We start from the raw sequence: 22,802 nt of genomic DNA on the forward strand, positions 1-22,802 counted from the left end.
TTATTTTTTTACTAAGGTTTTTGATGATGTCGCGGGCTTCCATGCGAAAGCAGCATCTTTTTGCATGCGCGAACTTATTTTGGCAAAGCAATACATTCCAAGATAACCGCAAAATAAGACGGGGTGCTGGATGGCATGCTTTACAATAATACGCACCGTTGTCATAAGCGGCAGTTTATACGCGCGCTCCACGCTCAAATTAGAAAAATAAGATGACATTCGGCGCTCACTTTGGAAAAAGCGCGTACTGCGTGATAAATGATCCTTAAGCGTCTGCGGCGCTCGGTACACCACTCGAGCGCGTGGCTCATAATAAAATCGCAACCCCTGCTCTTTACAATAAAAATATGAATACGCGTCTTCGCCAAGCACAGGAGGCCATTTGATTGTTTTTGCAAAATCGCCTCGAAACGCGCGGTTGTCTCCGTGGCATAAATACACATTATCTCCATCGTTCATGCGCGCGAAGATATCCTGCTTTATTTGGTCACTAAAATTAATAACGCGCTCAACAAACGTTTCTCCCAAAAGCGGTATGCGCTTACCGCTCACAATGCCTATATCTTTGTCGTGCAGGAACGGCTCTATCATGTACTGGATATACATATCATTTTCCGGAAGAATATCAGCATCCAGCATCACAAGAATATCACCAGAAAATTCCTCAATAATTCTATTTTGTGCCTTATACGCCCCACTGCGCACCGGCATGACAACAAGACGCACCCGCGCATCCTTTGCGTGTATGCCGCTTACTATTTCGTTCGTTTTGTCCGTGCTTCCGTCAGAAACAACAACAATTTCTTTCAACACAAAATTCCGCTCTTTTTGCGATAAAAGCGCTTTCAGTAAGTAGCCGACATTTCCCTCTTCATTGTAGGCGGGGATACCTACCGACACTGTTTTGATGTTATTTTGTTCTTTCATATGAAAAATCATGCACAAACAAAAAATAAGAACGCGCCGTCTTATATTCTTTCCGTGAACGGCTGCTTAACCAATGTAATGCTATCCAATACGATACCGCTTTAAAACGCAAAAAGTGTACTTTGTCCTTCTGTATACCCCGCATTGCCTTGCCCGACAACAACCGCTTAACAAACAACGGCTCGCGCCAATACGAAGCAATCGTGTGGGCAATCTCAAATTCGGGATATGTAATGCCCGAAACTTGAAAATCAATAACTGATATGCGCTTGCCATCATAGCGTACATTGTCTCTGTTCAAATCGCGATGGATAAGCCGGTACTCCGGAGCAACAAATAATACCGCCGCGTGCCTTATTATCGAAGCGCTTGCGCGAATCATAATGAATAAGAATGATGGATACCGCAGAAGCGCTCTGGTGGCAATCATTGGAAATGTCGCAAAAAAATACAAGCGCTTGCGCTGAATTAATACGCGCTTAGAAATGCGCGGCATTACATGATCAACATAGGCAAAGTAAGACATGGCCTTATCCAAAACATCTAAGCGCTTTTGGGGAGACAATACGCCAATACACGCGCCTTTTGCCTTTTCTACAAGAAACAACACTCGGGCCGGAGTACATTCGGCGTATATCAGCTTTGGAATGTAAATATCTCCAAACTGTTTTTTGAGGCGTTTTTTTTGCTCAGAAGAAAGCGCGTGGAACGCCCGATAAAAATGTATCTCGTTTTTCATTAAATGGCGCGCTATGCACCATGTTCGCCCATACCATTGTTTTGCAAACGCCTCTTTGCCTGCAGCATTCCGATAGAGCGCTATGGCGTATACACTTGTGGGCTTCTCGGGCTCGCATACCCGTATCAAGCGGTACCCGCTGATATGTGCCGGGAACATATCCCCAGGAACGACTCGCGGCACGGTAAAAACCAAACGAACTATGCTTATACACAGCGCTTCTATTTTTGAAATTGTGCTTACAAGATATGTCATATTACCGTATATTTTTAGTTGATGTATCCACGCTCCACATTGACGTCAGGACCTTTTTTGATTTCTTGCGAAATATGCGGGTATACACAAATACCAGGGCGTAGGCAGTCATCCGTATAGGGCTCCGCATATATTCACGAAACGCACCATACACAAAAGCTCCAAACGGTATCTTATATACGCTCTGGATATCCACACCAAACCATTTTTGCATCTCGGTACTTGAATATTGGTATCTACTAGACGGTCCTATCTGGTCTTTTATGCTTTGTGGACAGCGGATAAGGACTTTTGCATCATCAGGACGCGCAAATGTCCCGCCAAGCCGGCGGTTCTCCAGATACATAAAGATATCGCTGTTTACAATGTTTTCGGGCATTCGGAATTTTTGTATGTGCGATGTGCGGTACGCCAAACACCGTCCGCTTGCCATCAAATAGTTCTGCTTTTTGTTCCAGGACATACCAATATAATCCACCGCGCGCACCATACTTGCCATAATCGACTCAAAAAATGTCTCGGGCGGAAGCGGAAGAACACGCGCTCCTATCATGGTGAGCTGTGGGTCTGCTTCAAAGGCGCGCGCAATATGGTAGAGCGTGTCAGGAAGGAATGTAATATCATCCTGAGTTGATACGAAAATATCGGACTCGGCCATATCAACCATTTGTTTTATCTTTTTTATCTGGCTTCCGGTGTCTTCGTTCCAATACAGCTCTACATTCAGTTTGCGCAGTTCCGTTTTTATCTCGTCCGTCAAAGGGGTGCGGTCAGCAACAATAATAAAACGAAAATCGCCAACACCTTCGGAGGCGCGGATGCTCCGCGCAGTCTCAATAAGAGACCAGCCGCCGTAGCATGTCGGAATGCTTACCGTAAGCGTCAGTTTTTTATTCTGTTGTTCGGATGTTGTGCTCATATTATGTAAATATTTTTTCTTGTTCCTGCCATAACGCGCATGCGATGCTATCCTCCGGCATTTCTACATCATTGAATGATATCGGCTCGTCCTTTTTTATGTCGCGTTTTGCTTTACATCCGTCTGTAAGACCCATCGGCAGGAAACGCTTTTCGCGCGCCGTTTTATAATTATCTATGAGTCCGTAGCAGGTAAATCCGCCGATACCGTCCAGTATCTCGCCTGTTTTTATGTCTCGTTTTGCAACAGCAATAACATCCGCAACCGGTCCACCTTTCGGAGCAAGCGCGGCATCTTTAAAGAGCACTGCGCGCGCTACCGTCGCCGGCGTTTCTAACGGACTTAAATGGAACGGCGTGTAAAATACATAAAACGGCCCGTCGCCCATTTTGTATACTTTCATATAGCGCTGAAATAACGGATTGTCGTTGTAGCCGATCACAAATACGCCAAAGCTTGGTTCAGCTCCCAGAATATAATCCACAAGCCCACCATTCAGCATTTCGTCATGTGAGAACAAATCAATTGCGTCATTCGGATGCTTTGCTGTGGGCCCATACATGCCGCGCCTTCCTACACGAAAACCAGTGGCATTAGCAACCGTTGCCATCTCCATTGCAATCTTTGTGCCGTCAGCGAACGAGGTTATCATCTTCGGGCGCTGAAAACTCTTTTCCGCAAACTCTTTTTGTGTTTCGGGCGTACGATAATGGTCAAGCAAGCTTTTTATATTACCCGCAAGTACCGGCTTGCATCCGAGGAACGCGACACGCCGATAAAGATTCATAAGGACCGCGGGCTGGTCGCCATCCATTTGTGTATAGACCACGCCTGCTCCATCTGCCTTTTTCTTCAATAACGGCCCGATGGTCGCATCAAGTTCGGCATTTATCAGCACAACATGTTTTTTGTTTTCGATCGCTTTAGTTATAACGCGCGCGCCAAATTCCACCTCTCCGGTCGCCTCAACTACCACATCAATATCGGGAGACGAACAAAGCAAATCCGGATTGGATGTAATTACCGCCTGCTCCCCACGCACTGCAGTCTGTAATTCTTCCGGTGTCGTTACTTCGGCAATGTTTTTTGTGTATCCGGCTTCCGTATATGCTTCACGAGCATGCGTAAGCGTCCGGTTCGCGATTACCGCAAGTCGCATGCCGGCCACGCCCCGCGCTAATTGCAGCGCAAATCCGCGTGCCGCAAATCCCGCGCCAACAAGCCCCACGCGTATCGGCGCATGTTTCTTTTCAAGAATATTTAATTGTTCATCAATAATGATCATAAAAATGCGTTATGCCCACATAAACGGCCCCCATGCCTTATCTTTTTCAGAAACATGTTCTACCGAAATCGGCCACCGTACAGAAAACGAGCCGTCATCGTATCGCATACCCCGTTCGTGCTCCGGAGAATATGCCGTGTCCGAAAAGTTAGTAAACTCCGTATCGTCCTCAAGCGTCAAGATCGCGTGTCCCACGCCTTTCGGCATAAAAAGCATACGGTAATCATCCGCGCGGAATGTGAACCCTTCCCATTTTTTATATGTCGGAGAATCAGGACGCACATCGGTGACTACTTCAAATAGCGCCCCTTTATTGCAACGGGTAAGTTTTGTTTCTGCCCGCGGATGTGTCTGCCAATGAATACCGCGAATCGTTCCTTTGCATTTCGTGCCGGACACATACCCCTGCGCCAACGTTACATCAATGCCGTTGTCGCGGAATTCTTTTTCGCACCAGGTACGCGCCAAAAAGCCGCGGTCATCTTCCCGCTTTTCAAGTTCTATAATATACACCCCATCTATTGTTGTCGGAATAAATTTCATGCGCGAATTGATTCTTTTACCCAGTAATACATGTCATCAATCTGACCGGTGTCTTTCAGATAATTCATCTGCTTCAGTCGGGAAAACATCCGCGACCGGAATGTTTTTTTATCAAGCCCTATGTCTTCAAACAACCGGAACAGCTCTTGTATGCCGAAGCGAACATCTCTTACGCACCGAAATCCGGGCAATACGCGTTCGGCTTTTGAAAAATCAACACGATAACTCCGCATGTCGTTGTTTTCTTTATTAAATGTTATCTCCGCCTCGGGCATTACTTCCTGTATAATCGCGGCAATGTTTTTTATCTGATAGTTTGACGCGCTTGAGCCTATGTTTATTATCTGGCCGCGCAGAGATGCTTCGGGGGCGTGCAGAGCGGAAACCGCCGCATCGCACACATCGCGGATGTGCACAAAAGGCCGCCATGCTTCTCCATTGCTTTCCATGGTTATTTCGCGATCAACCCAGGCATATCCCGCTAAACTATTCACCGCGAGATCAAACCGCATGCGAGGTGATGCTCCGTACACGGTCGCGTTTCTGAAGATAATAGGGGAAAAATCATCGGACGCCATACCAAGAAGCATCCGCTCGTTTTCTGCCTTCATGCGCGCGTATGTCGTTAGGGGGTTGGGAGATACCGTTTCGTCTACCATCTTGCTTACAAGCCCGTAGACACTGCATGAAGAAAAATAAATAAAACGACTAACGCCTGCCGCGCGCGCGGCTTCCGCTAAATGCTTTGTTCCTTCACGGCTCACATCCGTTACTCCGCGTGGATTCAATTCGGCTAATGGATCGTTTGAAAATTCCGCAAGGTGTATTACTGCGTCCGCGCCGACAAGGTCATCTTTTGTAACCATGCGGATATCGCGCACGACGATGCCCAATCCATCTATAGACTCATCTTTGTAGAGTAACGCATCTTTATAAAATCCCGCGTCAAGCCCCACCACTAAAAATCCACTCTCCCGAAGCGTCTGGGCAAGCACCGTCCCAATATATCCCTGTATGCCCGAAATGAAAATTTTTCTTTGTTTTTTATTTATGCTCATATATGTTTATTTTTCCCATATGTTCCACGGCGCGCCTTTTTGCCACATCTCCTCTAACACATGCTTGTCGCGAAGAGTATCCATGGGATGCCAAAATCCATCATGATGGAATCCCGCCAATTCGCCTCTCTCGGCAAGCTTCTGCATCGGTTCAAGCTCCCAGCTTGTATCGTCTCCGGCAATGTAATCCAGCGCTTTCGGCTCGACCACAAAAAATCCTCCATTGATTCGTATGCCATCATCCTCCGGCTTTTCGCGAAAATTTTTAATGCGCGTTTGGCCTTTCTTTAAATGAAATGTCCCGAACCGCCCGGGCGATTTTACCGCGGTCACCGTTACGAGCGCCTTTTCGTTTTTATGAAAATCAACAAGCGCTAGCACATCCACATTACTTACGCCGTCCCCGTATGTCATTAAGAATGTATCGTCCCCTATATACTCGCGCGCGCGCTTTAGTCGTCCTCCTGTGAGCGTTTTTTCTCCAGTATCAATAAGCGTTACGCGCCAGTCTTCAATGCCGTTTTTAATAACTTCCAATTTTTGATTGAGTACATCAATCGTTACATCGGACTTACGGAGAAAATAATTGGAAAAATAGTCCTTGATAACATCCGACTTATATCCGCACAAGATTACAAAATCTTTATATCCAAAATGAGCATACATCTTCATGATGTGCCACAAGATAGGTTTTCCGCCTATTTCTACCATCGGCTTGGGACGGACCGCGGTTTCTTCGCTGATTCGCGTTCCGTATCCCCCAGCCAATATGACCACTTTCGTGTTTTTCGTATCGTTCGTTTCCATGATTACGGATTAATAATTGATAAAAATGTATTGCTTGACCTTCTCCAGTCAAAATTCTTCGCCCATGCAACAGCATTGCCGCTCATGACATTGCGCAACTTTCTGTCACGCATAATGAGCCCTATCCGTTCCGCAAATTCCTTGCTGCTCCCATATGAAACAAGATATCCAGTATCTGCGTTTTTTACTGAGTCACGAAGACCCGGCACATCAGACGCAACAATGGGTGTTCCGCAGGCATTCGCCTCTATTGTAGTGATTCCCCACCCCTCCATAAGAGACGGATTCACCATAACCCACGCCCTTTGAAGCAAACGGATTTTTTTCTCTTCGGACACGCGCCCTTTAAATTCAACCGCGCGGCTCAACCCCAGATCAACAGTAAGACGCTTGAGATACCCCTCTTCTTCACCAGACCCCGCAATGACAAGCCTCGCATCCGGAATGTCTTCTAACACGATTTTAAATGCGCGCAATAAGACATCGATCGATTTATATGCCTTCAACCGCCCGAGATAGAGCACCATCGGAACCTCTGATTTTTCTGCTGTGTGTAGAGCATGCGGATCAATACCGGGATGGACCACCTCAACGCTTTTTACTTTGAAGCCCAGCTGTTGAATATCGTGCCTGCTTGATTCAGACACCGTGATAAAACGGATATTGCGGTATACGAACGGCATCATGTCTTTTTCTAAGAAACGCGCGAACATGGAAAGCGGCGCAATAAGCGAATGGCGAAATACATCCTGATGAACGTGATGCATCAAACAATATATGGGCACGCCCGCATATATAGGCGTAAAGAACGGAATCCCGTTATGACAATCAACAATCATGTCGTATTTGCCACGAAATCGGAATATATAATATAACAGCGCAAACGCGTACACCGTATAAAACCCTCCTCGACGCACTATATGGACGCCCTCAACCATTTCTTCTCCCTTATTCTTTCCATCGTTCCCGCAAAAAAGTGTTACTGCGTGACCCTCTTTTACCCAATTACGCGCGAGCTGCTCAATATAAAGCTCGGCGCCACCGGCAAATACATGCTTCATGTCGCGCCAATTAAATACAAGTATACGTTTCCGTCCCGCTTTGAACGGCGGCACCAGTATCCGTCCAAAGAATACGCCAAACAAATCACGCACTGCCTGCCCCACAAACCGCAGATATGTTTCTGCAACATGCATTATGCTTACAGCCGCGCTTCCAACAGCACTTGATATAAAAATAATGCGCACAATTTCGGCAATAGAGCTGTGATACGCACTTATTCCAGCAGCCATAACTAGCGCAAACGCAAACGCAACAACAGCATATCTATATTTTTTTAACGCCAGATTGTACATGACAAGCGAATTAACAACGGTAAAGAGAGCTATCGCAAGTCCATACGTTGTTACATATGGAAGTACAGCAAGCGCCTTCGCGCCAAAAAGAAGCGGCGCAAAAAAAGAGCCAAGCGGACCAAGTAATATAAATCCGATAGCGCTAAAAATTGCGGTTGCGCCAAATAATATGTGGAATGTCTTTTTAGTATCTTCTCGCAATCCTTCTTCTCGAGACACAAGAGTAATCATAAACACCGTTGGGAGCGCGCCAAGGAAATATATGATTTTTCCAATAAGAGAAAGGAGCGCATATTCCCCGGCTGCTTGGGGAGGCAAGAAGTGTTTTACCAAAACAATATCTATCGATAAAAATAAAGTCGCTGAAAGCCCAGTAAGAAGAGCTGCGCCGAAAAACGCGCCTGGAAACTCCTGGCGCTTATACTGCGTCTCATTTGGCGCATGGTCCATCGTGCGAGCCATAATGATGGTCGCCACAACAGCGGAAAGCGCGATAGATATGGGAATAGAAAGATATACCAATTCATGAGCGTCAGCGTATACAAACAAAGCCGCGCTTAAAAACTTTATTAGTGCTTCAAGTAATGAAACAATGCCCACTGCAGCAAACAAAAGCCTCCCCTTAAGATATCCGCGCCCGATTGATGCGAGAATGCCGAATGAAAACACCGGCGTAAACAGAATGAACACTGATATGTTTCCTATATTGAAGAAGTCTGCAAGAAAAGAAGACGCAATAAGCCACACAATGGAAATACCTCCGGCAATAATAATGCTCCGCGTAATAACTGACGACACAAACGAAGAAATATATTGTTCTTTTTTCTCCGCATGTAAAAATGCGCTTTTGTGATTTACGGTCGTGGACAACGCAGTCATAAAAATAAGAGAGATAGACCAAATCGTATTCACAAAGATCACCACGCCGAGTTCTTCAAAATTAAGCACGCGCCCTAAAAATGCATTAAAGAAAAAGTTTATAGCATTTGAAGCCATCATGGCGGCAACAAGAAACGTGGCGCCTGAAAGCGCATGTCCCCACGATCTGGGGAGGTGCTGGCTTATCGCGTGTAATCCGCCTGACCCAAGAATGCGGATACGCGCCACCACAAGCGCAAGCATTCTTTGTACAAATAACATTTGGTCAGGAGCAACGACATGCGCATATACCAATGACCAAGCGCGTTCTATTGCCCGAAGCCAGGGAGACGCAAAATGCAAAACCCCTACATACATCGGAGGACTTACCCATGGCAAATTATTACGAAAAGGGTTTTCTTCAGAAGCAGAAAGAGCGGGGATTGTATTGGAGGCTGTTTGCGTTTTTGGTCCATTTTTTGTCTTTTTTAAATGAAGCCCGTGTACTGTTTTTTCCCAAAAGTGAGGCTTTACCATGAGCTGCCAGAGAGCCATAACCGCGGCAACGCTCATAAAGAACCAGTATACAGGAATAAGAAACACATATTTGATTACCGACCAATGACCGCGCTTTGCGCATCCGATCATGTAATAATAAAAATAAAGAAAATTTCCAAAGATAAGAGAAAATCCGGCCATATAAAAAATAACGGACGGATAGATCGACTCAATAGTAGACCCAACAAGAGCATATAACGCAAAATACGAAATAGTAGCGACCCATAAGATTGGGTTGATAAGCATAAACGCAACCTTTCCTCCTACATTCAACTGGAATAAGAACATGTGTCCTCCTGTTGTTTTCCAAAACGCAAATGGGTTGCGCATATGCACAAGATAGCTTTGAATATATCCTTTTATCCACCGCGAACGCTGACGCACCCAATTCCACGCGTTACTATTCGCCTCTTCATATGTTATTGAATCAATAATTGCCGTGCGGTACCCATGGCGGAATAAACGAGCGCCCAGATCACAATCCTCGGTTACATTAAACGGGTCCCACCCGCCGAGCTCGCGAAGATCTTGCGCGCGAAAGTGATTGCTTGTTCCTCCAAGCGGAATATATGTATTTACCGACTGCAATCCGGGAAGGACAACATCAAACCACAACGAATATTCCGCAGTAAACAGGCGCGTTAACAGGTTTTGGTTGTGATTATAATAATTTAACTTCCCCTGAAGGCATTTTACCTGGGTGGAAACTTGCCGAAAGCCAAGAAATGCTTTCTTCAATTGCTTTGGTTCGGGAATGTCTTCGGCGTCATAAATAACTAAATATTCCCCACGAGCAAGAGAAATCCCGTAATTGCATGCCTTTGGCTTTGTCTTTGGTTCCGAATGCGGAACAATAATGGTCCGCACATAGGACGGAAGGTTCATAGACCCGGCTACCTGGATTGTTTCCGTATCATTTTCTTCAAGAAGTAACAGCACATCTAACTTGTCTTTCGGCCAATCAAGCGCGCCCATCGCCTCCAAGAAGCCGGGAAGAATTTTTGCTTCTTTATATAGCGGGCAAAGCACCGTATAAACAGGAAGGTCTTTTTCAGACACACAAGACAATTGGTCATCTGAAAATACTATCTCGGGGGGAGTGCGCAAGCTTCGCGCAACCAAAAAAAGATTGAAAAACACATCAAAAAAATAGAGCGCTGACAAGCACGCCATAAGACCAATGGCCGCATACAAAGGCGACATAATAAAGGCGCCGGCAAGCAATATAAGCACGAATGCCATGACCACCTTCTGCCAAAATGTTGTTGTAATAATGGCAGACCTGGAATACGGTAATGTGCTGTGCGTGATAAAACGCTTTCCTTTGTACGCATAGCCCGCACCGATCATAGAAGGCGGGTTTTCGGCAAGAATCCTGAATGGTTTTTTCTTACGAAATTTCAACGCGAACGCATTCCATCCGATTTCCGCCATCGCTGAGAGCATGTGTATTTTTGATTCACCTTCCGCGCGCTCCTGGAATATAAAATCAATGGTTCCGATACGATATCCTGCTTCGCGCGCGTTTATTAAAAATTCGAGATCAAATGTCCATGGTGACGGGTCTATGGTGATTTCTTTTATGACTTGCGTGCGGAATACTTTTAGGCCCGACTGCACGTCACACGAAAACCCATGAAGTACGCGGCCAAATACAAAGCGGAATGTCTTGCTGGCAATTTTGCGCATAATGCTCAAATCTTTTTCTATACGATCAGCAACAACAATGTCGACCTCACCCCCCTGTATCGTCTGCATCATGCCCGGTATGCATTCAGGAATATACTGGAGATCGGCATCTATCATACAAGTAAGCTCATATGATGCGTACGCGAATCCCTCAAGCAATGAAAATGCCTTTCCGGGTCTTCCCTTTTTTATATGAAGCTGCACCGGATATGTAAGAGCAAGTTCTTTTATCCGCTCGCGTGTTTCGTCGGTAGAATGATCATCAATAAAAATAACCTCATATGATATTCTATGAGGCCCCAATGCACTATGGATACGCTCAACCAGAGGCCGAACATTTCCTTCTTCATTCAGCGTCGGTACGACTATGGAAATTGCCGTTTTTGTCATCAGAAAAAACCTTGTATTAATTGGCCATATTATTACATATTTTAAGTCGTTTGTCAATAACAGAAAAAGTCCCCTTATATAGAAGAAAATTGCTTGATATAATAGAAGAAAACCCCAAAGATGAACGCTAACCCAGGGGAAACTATTCCGCTAAAAGCGGAATACGGTTTAGCGTTCATCTTCAGGGTCTTTTTTGTTTGGGAAAATAATACCAAATATACTAAAAGATGTCAATATTCCGGACCTGCCTCCCTTGCAATTATTCTTTTCTTGGAGTATAACGGTTACAAAAAATGTTTTTGGAGGGGCTATGAGATACGGGGAGAAGCCGTTCAGAACCTTACAAATATTAGAGGAAAATAAATTCTTCACTATTACTATATCCAACCCGCCGGTTAATGCGCTCTCAAAGGAAGTGCGCCACGAATTGCGAAGAGCGCTTGAGTGCGCATCAGGCAAAAGCTGGGTAGAAGCAATTTTCATACGGGGCGAGCATAATTTTTTCAGCGCAGGCGCAGACATACATGCGCTCAAAGAAATCTCAGAAAAAAAAGAAGCGGGCGCCGGAAGGTCGTTTTCCCGCTGTGGCCAAGAACTTGTACGCTACATTCAGAAATACAAAAAGATATATGGCAAGCCCATCATCGCCCATATAAATGGATATGCATTGGGCGGAGGACTAGAACTTGCCCTTGCATGCAATACTATATTTGCCGAAGAAAGAAGCATTCTCGGGTTTCCTGAAGTAACGCTCGGACTTATACCGGCCTGGGGAGGAACAATACATCTTTTCTCACGATGCAAAAACCCACCGGATGCCCAAAAAATGATAACTGAAGGTACGCTCATTCCCGCAAAAGAAGCGCTTCGTATGGGAATCATAGACAGCATAAATGTCTTCGGAAATGATTCAATGCTGCCGATGCCCGACCTGCACACGCCCGCACCGCTTGCGAACTTTTTTCTTAAAAAAATATATTTCGGAAAAAAATTTAATGAAAGCATCGCGTACGATTTTGCATTTGACCGCGAATCTATGGCGTTTGACTTTCTTGCATCTCAAAATGACGCCCGCGAAGGCATAAACGCGTTTCTTGAAAAACGCGAACCGCAATTCAAACATCTGGAGATGGACATAAAAAAATAAAAACTATCCCCTCCTCGCGCAATGAGGGGATTTTTTGTGGACAAAAAAATATGTTGTGCTATTTTTAAAACGGTTCATTAAAAACAAAGGAGAAGACAATGGATACGCGGGAAAAACGAAAAACGTACGCGCTTCTTTTTTCGGACAGCCATATTGGTTCTGATCTTTGCCGAGCGCGATATCTCCACCGGATTCTCAAACAATGGGAATGCGAACTGCTTATTATCGTAGGGGATTTGTTTGACCACGCAAATTTAAAATCAATAAACAGCAAGTTCCTGAGCGCTCCTCGTCTTGATAAAAACCCAAACCGATTGCATTCGGGAGAATGGAAGCTGCTGGATGAAATCCGCCGAAGGACAAAAGGAAACGAGGGCATCTGGATAGAAAACGAAAAAATAACAAACAAAAACCCGTCGGACCAAGTCATTTGGGTGGAGGGCAACCACGACGAAGGACTTATGTGGATTATGCCGTTCTTTCTCGGAACAAAAGCAGTACAGGCATATTCTTTTTCTCTCGGAGAAAAAGAATTTCTGGTTATTCACGGCCATCAGTTTGACGATATTATGACAAGCTACCCCTGGCTCACCGAAATTGCCTGCATCTTTTATAGGAACATCCAGCGGCTTGATATGCGATATAAATGGAACCTCTCTCGGTTCTTCAAACACCGCGCACAGCGCTGGAAACGCATTACCGAAAAAGTAGAACAGGGTTCGTCTGAATACGCGCATGAACAAGGCGCAACGCATGTTATCTGCGGACACACCCATTTTGCTGAAGTGGGCAAAATAATGGAAAACGGCGTTGTATACCTGAATACCGGCTCGTGGACAGAAGATAGATCGGCATACATTACGATAGACCATGACGGAGAGGTGCATTTATGGGAAGTAGAAACGCCAGATTAAAAATTCTCTTTGCCATACAAGGAACAGGCAACGGCCACATAGCGCGTTCGCGGGAGATAATTCCCCGACTCGCAAAATACGCGGATATCGATGTACTCGTCAGCGGATATCAATATCAGTTAGATATACGCCATCCTGTTACATACGCATTCAAGGGCGTATCGTTTGTTTTTGGAGAAAAAGGAGAGATTGATTACTGGAAAACGCTCGCACGCTTAGATCTGCGCCAGGCGCATAAAGACCTACGATCGCTCCCAAAAAAGAAATACGACCTTGTCGTGTCCGATTTTGAGCCGATAAGCGCGCGGTTTGCCGAAAAATACGGCATCCCATCCGTCCATATATCACACGAGATAGCACTTCTGTCTCCTCAAAGTCCGCGGCCGGGATGGGACATCCTGGCAGAACTTGTTATTTCGCTCTACGCGCCATGCGACAAAACGATAGGCATACACTATAAAAAATATGACGCGACCATGGTAACGCCCATCATACGAGACAAGATACGGAAAGCACGGGAAAAGAAAAACAACAACGAGTACTACCTCGCGTATCTCCACGCATTTAGCGACGAGCGTCTTATATCAGTATTTTCAAAAACGAAAGAACGCTGGATAATCGTTTCCAAATATATCAAGCGCCCCAAACAGATAAACAAAAATATTTTTATGCTGCCCGTAGGGCATGAATCATATGAGGATATTTTTGCGGGCGCAAGAGGCGTATGTTTTAACACCGGATTCCAAGCAACCGCCGAAGCGCTCTTTTTAGGGAAAAAATTATATACCGTTCCCCAGCGAGGCCAGCATGAACAACAATGTAATGCCGAAGCGCTCAAAGAATTCGGCGCATGGAGCAGCAAAAAATTAAAGGCGGATTATGTGCGGGAATGGATAGCAGAGGGAAAGCCGACGAAACAACAAGACTATTCTGACCCGATTCCTGAAATAGTGGAACGCATATTAGATTTCACATAAAAAAATCCCGCACGATGCGGGATTTTTTATTTATGATCTTCGTTTTTCCGTTAGCTGGAGAGTTTTTAAAGGAATAATACCTAATGTATACGCACACCGGTCGTGAAAATTAAACCAGCGTCTGCCTTCGGGAGCTTCCCACACTTGGATTACCGGGTCCCAATACGCAAAGTCTTCGCCGCAATCCTCACAGAAATGATCCTGGTAGATGTTCTTTTTTGCTACTGCGTATATAGCCATTACCGCACATATAAAACAAAACACTCCGGCATATGCTGCGTATGCGTGCGACTCCAGATACCAAAACACGGATGCAGAGAATAGCAGCAAAACGCTTGATGCAAAAAAGACCTTCATATACGCAATCCAGCGCATATACCTGTCTCTATTGTTCTTGTGCCGATTGTTTGAGGGATATAGTATTCTATTCCATGCGATTTTCCCCTTCTTCATATTGTCCCTCCTATTTTTATTTCCTCTTCTTCGACGCATGCGCCATGATGCGCGCGCAATGTCTGCGGGAAAAATCCGGAACAAATCTTTTCAACAACTTCTTCGTTGAAAGAAAAATCCTTTTTGCATATGAAGCAGAACCGTTTTATATATACCTGTTCCCGCCAGCGCGAGTAAAAAAAGAGCCCAAACGCAAGCGCAACCCCCACAAACAGCACAGGGAGCGTAATCTCTTTTGCAAAAAACGCGAATACGGAAAACATCAGTACAATTAAACCCACGCTGACAAAAGTAACCCGCACGGCGTGCTTGTACCGCTTGTGGTTGTCGTGCGTGGAGAAATCTGAACGATATCGGCATCTCTTTTCATATATATACATAGCATTCCTCCCTTAATATCCCGTTATCAAAGCCACAACAAACATACGACATTTTTTTCTGCAGGTCAACGAATTCGTTTGCATATTCTATTGACAAACGCACAAAAATAAGGCAAAAATGAAGCAGCATTGCTTTAAAAACAGAATAAGGAGGACCTGCATGTATCGATTAGGAAAAGGAAATCTTCGCGTCCCCAAGCTCGCGCGTCCGGTATATCTTATCGGCTGCGGGCTTACGGATTACAGAAAAGCCTACCCAGAAAAACAATCATGGGAACTTGGGATGGACGCCATGCGTATGGCGGTCAAAGACCATCTCAAAATGGACCCCCGCAAGTTTAAAGAAATGGTGAACTTTGTCATCTATTCGCATTTTGCGGATCATTTTTCAGACCAACTGCTTGCCGCCGCAAAAATGCATGACTACTTGGGCTTTGAGCCTTTGCCTAACCTGGAAATAAAGACAGGAGGCGCAACCGGCGGCTCAGCAGTACTCACAGCAGTCATGACGGTCGGATCCGGTATGGCATCTGTAGTGCCCGTCGTAGGATGGGAACGAATGGACGAGGTAAGTACGCGCCAAGGAAATGCATATATCGCGTCCGCCGCATGCAAAGATTTTGAATCACCGGAAAATTGGCTATATGCGACTTATTACGCGCTCATGATGACGCGGTATTTAAAAGAAAATAAGATTCCGCGGGAGATTCTTGCGCGAATAGCACAAAAAAATCATCACTATGCACGCTTCTCTCCATATACGCAGATGCCCGGCGACTATACGCTTGAAGAAATTATAAACACGAAGGTCGTTTCGGCCCCACTTACATTTCTTGAGTGTTGCCAGATGAGCGTGGGAGCAGCCTGCGTCATCGTTGCCGACGAAGACGCGATAGAAGAATTCGAAAAAGAAAATATCAAAATACAGCCCGTCAAAGTCATCGGCATACACGGTGGAAGCGACACGCTTCGGACCGCGGATAGACGGCCGATGGATATCAATGAATATCTCCTGCCGAACGAAACCCAAGAAACCTATAAAAATAGGATGGTTGATTACCCCGGGTTTACCGCATTTCGCGCGGCGCGCTTTGCTGCGATGAAGGCATACGCGATGGCGGGGATTACCGACCCAGTGAAAGATCTCGATATTCTTGAAACGCACGACGCATTTACCGTATCCGATATACAAACATACGAAGACATCGGACTCCGACCATACGGCAGAGGCGCAGAATTCATGGAAAGCGGAGAGGCATATTTTGAAGGAGCCCTCCCAACCAATCTTTCCGGCGGGCTTATCGGTGGAATGCATTCTGTCGGCGCTACCGGCATATTTCAGATTGCCGAAATTGTCTGGCAGCTCCAAAACAGATGGACGGAATTCCATGCAGATGAAAAATATTGGAGAAAATTCGGAAAAACAAAGCCGAAAGATTTTAAAAATCTCCAGGTAAAAGGAGCGCGGCGAGGCGCTGCAATCAGCCATGCGGGCACAGGCTCGCATGTCACTATGGCAATTCTTGAGGAGGCGTGGCGATGAATACAGAACGACAAAAAGTAACACTTACCACAGACCCGGGAGTTCTTATCAAAGAATTATTCCACAAAACAGTCCCCGATGAATTTCTTGTCGTGCTCAATAGGCACATTATAGACCATCATCACAGTTACGGTGGAGTGACTCCGTTTTTCAGGGGACTTATCGATGGAAAATTACTCGGCACCCAATGTCATTGGATAGAATGCATGGTAGACAACGATGCAAAAATTCTACTCCCCCCTCGCGCGGACTGCCCCGACTGTTGGAACGACATGGAATGGGTAGAGATAGATACAAGCAAAGCAACTATATACTCATACTCCGTGGCGGAATATTCGGGCGCAGGCGCAAAAGGATCTCTTCCGTGGCCGCTTATATCCGTGGAGATTCCCGGCGTATGGACTAAATTTATGAGCTACCTTGCAGAATTCGGTGAGAACGAGCCGTACATCGGCATGCCCATAAAGCCCGTGTTTCGCAGGGAAAATCCAACCTATACCATCTTAGATATAGCGTGGATACCTGACGACGAACGCATAGAAAAAGAAGAAAAAAAGAAAACATGCTGCTGCTCATCATGCAGCTGCACATAAAAAATAAAGCGCTCCGTAATACTGCGGAGCGCTTTTTTTATTACTTTTTATTGCTGATTTTTACCTGTTCCCTTCTTAGGCGGAATCTTTCTTCAAAATCTATGAAAAATACTTCCCGCACATAGAACTTACTCCCCCTGTATTCACCCCAATAATACAGACTGTCGAGAGACACATCATCGCCGTCTTCGCCCTGCAACCACTTTATCGTATGGCGTGTTATAGGCTTGTCATTCCCGCAACTCCCCGCATTGATGACGACCATGGCGCGTGCGTCATCGCTCGAAATGCTCTTCACCGAAAAAGCATCTCCGGGAATAATCTTCATCCCCTCCACAACAACATTTTCTGAACCCAGCCGGCACAGCATCTGCTCTAATTCCATCATCTACTGCCTCCTTTTTGTGAATTATGGTGTGAAAAAAATATAGCACATAAATAAAAAAGGCAACCAATTAAACAGTCGGCGCGGGGGCGTTAGCCGTTTAATTCCCCGCTGTGATATAGTGGATAGGAAATAAATCATTTTAACAGGAGGCTCATTGCCAATGCTAAGACATATGTTGCTATTTTGCCTTGGGTGTACCGTATTTTTTTGCGCCATCATAGCCCTGTCATTTGCTTATTCGGCCGCGTCATTATCAACTACAGGAATCCTCATGGGGGCATATTCTTTTGACTTGGCGGAAGGCGGCATAATCCTTGCTATTGTTTTCGTTGCTTCTATCTTTTTGTTCGCAGGGAGCAGCCTTGCTATTATGGCCTGGAAGTCTAAATTTTCGAGAGAAAAATAAGGAGAGACGCGTGGCGAAGAAACTCGGGGTAAAAAGAATAGTAAAAAAGATAACGCTATGGGAATGTCCTATCTGCAAAACACGCTACAAAACAGAAACAAAAGCGAAATGCTGTGCTCAAAAACCGGTTGAGAAACAATCTTTCGCCGTGGGAGACACGGTGCGATGCAAAGAAACGCGGGAGTGTAGTTATACCTCCAAAAAGGGAAAGCACAGAATGTACACATACACAGGACAGGTCGTTAAGATACATGGCCCCGAACCGGCCGACGAAGAATACGAAAAAAAGTGGCTCGGCTGGAATAGCAAACGGCTCAACAGCCATGTATTTTCGTACATAATAGAATTTCAGTGTCCTGTATGCGGCAAAAAGAAAAGCGATATCCGCTACGCACCCGAACTGGAAAAAGCATAAAAACAGCCGCGTCTGACGCGGCTTTTATTTTTGTCTTTTTTGCGATACTATAGCCATATTGCGGGATTAGTTAAATGGCATAATAACAGTTTTCCAAACTGTGGTCAGGAGTTCGATTCTCCTATCCCGCACCAACATGACCAACAAACAACTCTCCGCCGGGATGATACACAAAGCACCAGCAGATTTACGGACAATCCTTATCTCTCACCCAAAGGCATTCACCGCTTGGGAGGATATCACTCCGCTCGCACGCAATGAGTGGATTTGTTGGATTGAGTCCTCAAACAAACAAGAAACAAGAGGCCGTCGCATTAAAAGGACCGTCGCGGAGCTTGCAAACGGAAAACGCAGGCCTTGTTGCTGGGCTGGCTGCCCTCATCGTTAATCTAACCCGACAAAAACAAAACCCCGCATATGCGGGGTTTTGTCATCGCGTCAGACGCGATTTCACAAGGTTATGAAAAGTAAGAGAAATTATTGGCTGTCAGTTGAGCCGTCACCTTCTGTGGTGTCGCCTCCTTCTGCAGGAGTGCTGCCACCCATGTCACCGCCTGTGGTGTCGCCTCCTTCTGCAGGAGTGCTGCCACCCATGTCACCTCCCATGTCACCGCCTTCGTTGGTCACTTCGTCACCACCGGTGGTGTCAGGAGTGTCAGGAGTAGGGTTGTCAGTAGTTTCCATTTCTCCTTCTAAACGCATTTCGTCAGTCATAATAGTGTTTTTAAAAAATTTTGCCGTTAAAAAACAAAAAAGGTTGTTGAGCGACCTTTTAAACTCTTCTATTCGGTTGTCTTCAACCTACTGCTGAAACCCACTAATATAGTAAAGCGACTTTCGCAGTATACATACCATGATAATCAATTATACAAAAAAGTCAAGGGGTTTTTGTTAAAAAATGGCTTAAAATAAGGATTTTAAGCCATTTTGATGTGTATAAACTGTTAATTTCTCACATATAATCCAATAAGTTCTGTTTGTGTCAAGATATGCCCGTTCATCGCTCCCTCAACCTGCCCCTTTGTTGAGCCTTCGGGGATATCAAGCTCCGTATCAAGCGCGTAGAGCTTAAAATAATAGCGATGCTCCCCGTCTGGCGGACATGGACCCCGATATCCCTTATTATTACCCGAGCCCGTGCCAAATACCCCATCCGGCTCCTCCCCTTCTTTTATTTCTTCCGTACCCGGAGGAATGTTCCAGATAATCCAGTGATCCCACACTTTTCCTGCAGGCTTTATTGCGTCAGGATCATCCATAATTAATACCAAGCTCTTTGCTTCTTCGGGAACATCCAATATGGCAAGTGGCGGGCTGATATTTTCGCTGTCGCATGTATACAAAGATGGGATTTTCCCGTTGTGTTCAAATACTGGGCTTGTAAGCTGCATAGAAAATGTAGCGCTAAATTCTTGAGAAACGTCCTCACGCGGGTCTCCGCTTTCTTGCTCTGTCCGAGGCATTTCTCGCGAGGCAAACCGACTATTGTATGTTATAAGCCCCAATATAATTACCAATATTGCTATTGCAATAAGAATGATTCCTTTTTGTTTCATAAAACTAAAGATTGTTCTTTCCTATTAGTATAACAAATTCTCCTTTTATCGCATCCTTGCCCCCAATCCAAGACACAGCTTCGGCTGCTGTGCCGTAAAATGTCTCTTCAAACTTTTTGGTAAGCTCCCGGGCAACAAATACACGGCGTTCACCGAGCGTTTCACGAATAACCTCAAGCGTATTTTTTACGCGAAACGGCGATTCGTACACAATAACCGTGTATTCGTACGCCTCCACCATGCGGAAAAAATTCTTTTTCTGCCCTGCTTTCCTTGGGGGAAATCCCAAAAAAAGAAAACTGTCCGTAGGGAGTCCGGAAATGCTCAATGACGCAATAAGCGCTGACGGCCCCGGAATAGAGACGACGCGCACCCCCTCTTCCTGGGCTTGTTTCACGACACGGAAGCCCGGGTCTGATATCCCGGGCGTGCCCGCGTCAGATACCAAAGCGACATTTTTCCCTTGGCGTATAAGGGAAATGATGGTTTTTGCCTGTTTTTCTTCATTGTGCTCCCGATAGCTTATGAGCTGCTTTGACACCCCAATGTGTGAAAGGATTTTGCGTGTAACACGCATATCTTCTGCAGCAATGACATCAGCTTCTTTGAGTGTTTCTATGGCACGCAAGGTAATATCGCCCAAATTTCCTATGGGCGTGGCTACTACATAAAGTGCACATTCTCGGGGCATGGTTTTATTGGGTCGCAAGATCCCCTATATAGAATCCGGGAAGCAATGCCCGAGCGGTTTCAGAGTGAGAGGTTCCTGAACTAGGGCGAGACTCAAACATACTCGTTGCATCCTTGCCGCATCCTTGGATGATTGCGGGTCCTCCGGGGTGCGTAGGGATAAATTCGGTTACATCGTACACTTTTCCGTGTATTGCAAGCCAACAATCATCCTTTGTGTTGTGCGTCGCGACATCAGTAAGCGTATATAGGGTCACCTGATCGCTCATTGAGCCATCTTCTATCACGCCATCCCCGGCGTCTTCCATCATTAAGCCATCATCCTTCATTTCTTCATTTGTCATTGCTTCCTTATCCTGGTTTTGATTATCAGTCGTAGTCGGGGCGTTCGCATTTTGCATGTAAAATACAGCACCAATAACTGCAGCAAAGATAATGATGCCGATAAGTAGTCCTTTCATATGATTATAAAAAATTAATAATGCGTTCTATGAATCGGGGCGCCGAGATTCGAACTCGGACTAAATCCTCCCAAAGGACTCGTGCTAGCCGTTACACTACGCCCCGCTCATTCATTGACATCTATATCTTCAGTAATTCTTATTGTATGCTTTTTGCCCATGAAATCAAGGAAGACCGCCCCAACATCAACCTGCCATGGAGTCGTTTCGGGGACATTTTTCTCAGCAAAATAGCTTTCAATCACTCGCGCTAGGCGTCTGCGCTTCCAAACATGCACATTATCTTCCGGGTCACACCCTCCGCTGTTCTCGTTTTGTTTCACTGTCTTGACCTCAAAGAAATGTAAAACTCCGTCTTTTTCAGCAACCACATCGATTTCTCCAAATTTCTTCAGGAAATTTCTATCAAAAACCCTATATTTTTGTTTCACGATATGTTTCACGAAAATATCTTCACCAATGTCTCCAATTTTTCTTTTGGAAGTTCGATTATCAGTTTCACGTGAAAACAAATTAAATAGTCCCATTTTAGAATTATAGGCAATTAGGAAGAAAAATGAAAAGTTACACATGAAACACTTTTGAATCCATCACGACATGTTTCATATGAAACATATCGTATAAACAGGCTGTGCATAAGTCATAAATATTTAGAAAGTGCATTTTCTTTACTTGATCATTGAAAAATAAGCCTTTCTCGGACATTAATACTATTTGTGTCCGATATAAATTAAATGTCCGATATAGATATCCACAGTATGTACACACAAGATTACATACTATAATAGAAGTAATGGCAACAAAAAAAGATAAATGGCTCCAGCTCATAGAGTTCTTGGTAATAGGTATTGTGATGGGCGTCCTAGAAGATGTGATAGCGATCATGCTTGCTACAGACGTAAGCTTTAGCTGGCGTATTGTTTTTGTGGCATTTTTTGTCGCTCTTCCTTTTGCGTTCTTTAGCGAGCTTATCGTGGATCACCCCCGGTTTTGGGAAATATTTGGCAAAGGTGAGAAAAAGGCACTTAATATTAAATAAGCAAGCATTATGGCATCAATGATATTCGACAAGATAAGAGACACTATTTTAAATAAGATATTCTTGTACAGAATACGATGGGTCATTATTGGTTTTTTTATACTCATCTTCCTCATTTATTGGATGGGATTTAATGTTGAGCGCAATAAGGCAAAAATACACTGCCGCTATACTTTAAGCTTTTTAGAAAGCGGAGCGCAGGAATTGCGGGATATGAAAAATGAGTGCGATAGCATATATTCAATAGGACACCTGCTTTCTGATCTCTAAAAAGTTTCACATGAAACCTTAAATTTTATACATGCAAACAAAAAACCGGACAATGTCCGGTTTTTTATAACGAAAATTCTGCCGTATGCGGCGTTCGTTTTGGTTGGTGGTCATTGTATCAAAAAGTCCGAACCCATTTCCAACAAAATCCCTGACTTCGCACGCGCGGAGCGCGTGGTGGCTTGAA

The 22,802-nt window shown here is 45.0% G+C and carries 26 protein-coding genes and 2 tRNA genes; 11 read left to right on the plus strand and 17 right to left on the minus strand.

Annotated features, from left to right (window positions below; genetic code table 11):
- From COU47_04335 to COU47_04370, 8 genes are read right to left on the minus strand one after another with little or no spacing between them, the layout of a single operon-like run.
- A complete protein-coding gene (locus COU47_04335) occupies positions 1 to 939 on the minus strand; it encodes a hypothetical protein (protein PIR69291.1) in 939 nt (312 codons plus the stop codon).
- Positions 911 to 1,921, minus strand: coding sequence for a hypothetical protein (locus COU47_04340; protein ID PIR69292.1), 1,011 nt, complete (start codon positions 1,919 to 1,921; stop codon positions 911 to 913). Before COU47_04340 ends, COU47_04335 begins: the two co-directional genes overlap by 29 nt.
- Before the next feature lies 1 nt (position 1,922).
- Positions 1,923 to 2,840 carry a hypothetical protein gene (locus tag COU47_04345; GenBank protein ID PIR69293.1) on the minus strand — a complete coding sequence of 306 codons (918 nt, stop codon included), beginning with the start codon at positions 2,838 to 2,840 and terminating at the stop codon, positions 1,923 to 1,925.
- A 1-nt stretch (position 2,841) separates the two neighbouring features.
- Positions 2,842 to 4,125: an NAD(P)-dependent oxidoreductase gene (locus COU47_04350; GenBank protein PIR69294.1), complete on the minus strand. Its 1,284-nt coding sequence runs from the start codon at positions 4,123 to 4,125 to the stop codon at positions 2,842 to 2,844.
- Positions 4,126 to 4,134: 9 nt separating this feature from the next.
- The gene (locus COU47_04355; GenBank protein PIR69295.1) at positions 4,135 to 4,668 is read right to left on the minus strand and encodes a dTDP-4-dehydrorhamnose 3,5-epimerase; all 534 of its coding nucleotides are present in this window, start codon (positions 4,666 to 4,668) and stop codon (positions 4,135 to 4,137) included.
- A complete protein-coding gene (locus COU47_04360; protein PIR69296.1) occupies positions 4,665 to 5,726 on the minus strand; it encodes an NAD-dependent dehydratase in 1,062 nt (353 codons plus the stop codon). Before COU47_04360 ends, COU47_04355 begins: the two co-directional genes overlap by 4 nt.
- 6 nt (positions 5,727 to 5,732) lie before the next feature.
- On the minus strand, positions 5,733 to 6,533 hold the full coding sequence (gene rfbF / locus COU47_04365; GenBank protein ID PIR69297.1) for a glucose-1-phosphate cytidylyltransferase: 801 nt from the start codon (positions 6,531 to 6,533) through the stop codon (positions 5,733 to 5,735).
- 2 nt (positions 6,534 to 6,535) lie between these two features.
- On the minus strand, positions 6,536 to 11,383 hold the full coding sequence (locus COU47_04370) for a hypothetical protein (protein PIR69298.1): 4,848 nt from the start codon (positions 11,381 to 11,383) through the stop codon (positions 6,536 to 6,538).
- A 193-nt stretch (positions 11,384 to 11,576) separates the two neighbouring features.
- Between COU47_04370 and COU47_04375 the strand changes: the two genes are divergently transcribed.
- The 3 genes from COU47_04375 to COU47_04385 all read left to right on the plus strand — a co-directional run bounded on the left by COU47_04375 (position 11,577) and on the right by COU47_04385 (position 14,421).
- Positions 11,577 to 12,530: a hypothetical protein gene (locus COU47_04375; protein ID PIR69299.1), complete on the plus strand. Its 954-nt coding sequence runs from the start codon at positions 11,577 to 11,579 to the stop codon at positions 12,528 to 12,530.
- Between the two features lie 98 nt (positions 12,531 to 12,628).
- Positions 12,629 to 13,444 carry a hypothetical protein gene (locus tag COU47_04380; GenBank protein PIR69300.1) on the plus strand — a complete coding sequence of 272 codons (816 nt, stop codon included), beginning with the start codon at positions 12,629 to 12,631 and terminating at the stop codon, positions 13,442 to 13,444.
- Positions 13,420 to 14,421 carry a glycosyl transferase gene (locus COU47_04385; GenBank protein ID PIR69301.1) on the plus strand — a complete coding sequence of 334 codons (1,002 nt, stop codon included), beginning with the start codon at positions 13,420 to 13,422 and terminating at the stop codon, positions 14,419 to 14,421. The genes COU47_04380 and COU47_04385 overlap by 25 nt, the downstream gene beginning before the upstream one ends.
- Positions 14,422 to 14,451: 30 nt before the next feature.
- On the opposite strand, the gene COU47_04390 is transcribed toward COU47_04385, so the two are convergent.
- Positions 14,452 to 14,874: a hypothetical protein gene (locus COU47_04390; protein PIR69302.1), complete on the minus strand. Its 423-nt coding sequence runs from the start codon at positions 14,872 to 14,874 to the stop codon at positions 14,452 to 14,454.
- Positions 14,871 to 15,254, minus strand: a complete 384-nt coding sequence (locus tag COU47_04395) for a hypothetical protein (protein PIR69303.1) — start codon at positions 15,252 to 15,254, stop codon at positions 14,871 to 14,873. Before COU47_04395 ends, COU47_04390 begins: the two co-directional genes overlap by 4 nt.
- A 118-nt stretch (positions 15,255 to 15,372) precedes the next feature.
- Here COU47_04395 and COU47_04400 point away from each other — a divergent pair, with 118 nt between their 5' ends.
- Together COU47_04400 and COU47_04405 are read left to right on the plus strand one after the other, a co-directional pair.
- A complete protein-coding gene (locus COU47_04400) occupies positions 15,373 to 16,797 on the plus strand; it encodes an acetyl-CoA acetyltransferase (GenBank protein PIR69304.1) in 1,425 nt (474 codons plus the stop codon).
- Positions 16,794 to 17,390 carry a hypothetical protein gene (locus tag COU47_04405; GenBank protein ID PIR69305.1) on the plus strand — a complete coding sequence of 199 codons (597 nt, stop codon included), beginning with the start codon at positions 16,794 to 16,796 and terminating at the stop codon, positions 17,388 to 17,390. The genes COU47_04400 and COU47_04405 overlap by 4 nt, the downstream gene beginning before the upstream one ends.
- A 40-nt stretch (positions 17,391 to 17,430) precedes the next feature.
- Here the strand turns inward: COU47_04405 and COU47_04410 are convergent, their stop codons facing one another.
- Complete coding sequence (locus tag COU47_04410) at positions 17,431 to 17,778, minus strand: hypothetical protein (protein ID PIR69306.1); 348 nt, start codon at positions 17,776 to 17,778, stop codon at positions 17,431 to 17,433.
- Positions 17,779 to 17,950: 172 nt separating this feature from the next.
- Between COU47_04410 and COU47_04415 the strand changes: the two genes are divergently transcribed.
- From COU47_04415 to COU47_04430, 4 genes are all read left to right on the plus strand, one after another.
- Positions 17,951 to 18,184, plus strand: coding sequence for a hypothetical protein (locus COU47_04415; GenBank protein PIR69307.1), 234 nt, complete (start codon positions 17,951 to 17,953; stop codon positions 18,182 to 18,184).
- A 10-nt stretch (positions 18,185 to 18,194) separates the two neighbouring features.
- Complete coding sequence (locus COU47_04420; GenBank protein PIR69308.1) at positions 18,195 to 18,599, plus strand: hypothetical protein; 405 nt, start codon at positions 18,195 to 18,197, stop codon at positions 18,597 to 18,599.
- Positions 18,600 to 18,659: 60 nt separating this feature from the next.
- Positions 18,660 to 18,733 (plus strand) — tRNA-Gly (locus COU47_04425).
- Positions 18,734 to 18,735: 2 nt separating this feature from the next.
- On the plus strand, positions 18,736 to 18,987 hold the full coding sequence (locus COU47_04430; GenBank protein ID PIR69309.1) for a hypothetical protein: 252 nt from the start codon (positions 18,736 to 18,738) through the stop codon (positions 18,985 to 18,987).
- 89 nt (positions 18,988 to 19,076) lie between these two features.
- On the opposite strand, the gene COU47_04435 is transcribed toward COU47_04430, so the two are convergent.
- The 6 genes from COU47_04435 to COU47_04460 all read right to left on the minus strand — a co-directional run bounded on the left by COU47_04435 (position 19,077) and on the right by COU47_04460 (position 21,878).
- The gene (locus tag COU47_04435) at positions 19,077 to 19,283 is read right to left on the minus strand and encodes a hypothetical protein (GenBank protein PIR69310.1); all 207 of its coding nucleotides are present in this window, start codon (positions 19,281 to 19,283) and stop codon (positions 19,077 to 19,079) included.
- Between the two features lie 260 nt (positions 19,284 to 19,543).
- Entirely contained in the window at positions 19,544 to 19,990 is a 447-nt protein-coding gene (locus COU47_04440; GenBank protein PIR69323.1) for a YbhB/YbcL family Raf kinase inhibitor-like protein, read from the minus strand.
- Positions 19,991 to 20,159: 169 nt separating this feature from the next.
- On the minus strand, positions 20,160 to 20,846 hold the full coding sequence (gene rsmI / locus COU47_04445; protein PIR69311.1) for a 16S rRNA (cytidine(1402)-2'-O)-methyltransferase: 687 nt from the start codon (positions 20,844 to 20,846) through the stop codon (positions 20,160 to 20,162).
- 4 nt (positions 20,847 to 20,850) lie between these two features.
- Entirely contained in the window at positions 20,851 to 21,156 is a 306-nt protein-coding gene (locus COU47_04450) for a cytochrome B (GenBank protein PIR69324.1), read from the minus strand.
- Between the two features lie 184 nt (positions 21,157 to 21,340).
- Positions 21,341 to 21,412, minus strand: a tRNA-Pro gene (locus COU47_04455).
- Between the two features lies 1 nt (position 21,413).
- The gene (locus COU47_04460; GenBank protein PIR69312.1) at positions 21,414 to 21,878 is read right to left on the minus strand and encodes a hypothetical protein; all 465 of its coding nucleotides are present in this window, start codon (positions 21,876 to 21,878) and stop codon (positions 21,414 to 21,416) included.
- A 221-nt stretch (positions 21,879 to 22,099) separates the two neighbouring features.
- Here COU47_04460 and COU47_04465 point away from each other — a divergent pair, with 221 nt between their 5' ends.
- Positions 22,100 to 22,345: a hypothetical protein gene (locus COU47_04465; GenBank protein ID PIR69313.1), complete on the plus strand. Its 246-nt coding sequence runs from the start codon at positions 22,100 to 22,102 to the stop codon at positions 22,343 to 22,345.
- 9 nt (positions 22,346 to 22,354) lie between these two features.
- Positions 22,355 to 22,615 carry a hypothetical protein gene (locus tag COU47_04470; GenBank protein PIR69314.1) on the plus strand — a complete coding sequence of 87 codons (261 nt, stop codon included), beginning with the start codon at positions 22,355 to 22,357 and terminating at the stop codon, positions 22,613 to 22,615.
- Positions 22,616 to 22,802: the final 187 nt, after the last annotated feature.

The organism is Candidatus Niyogibacteria bacterium CG10_big_fil_rev_8_21_14_0_10_46_36, assembly GCA_002772995.1.
Lineage (GTDB): Bacteria > Patescibacteriota > Minisyncoccia > 1-14-0-10-42-19 > 1-14-0-10-42-19 > 1-14-0-10-46-36.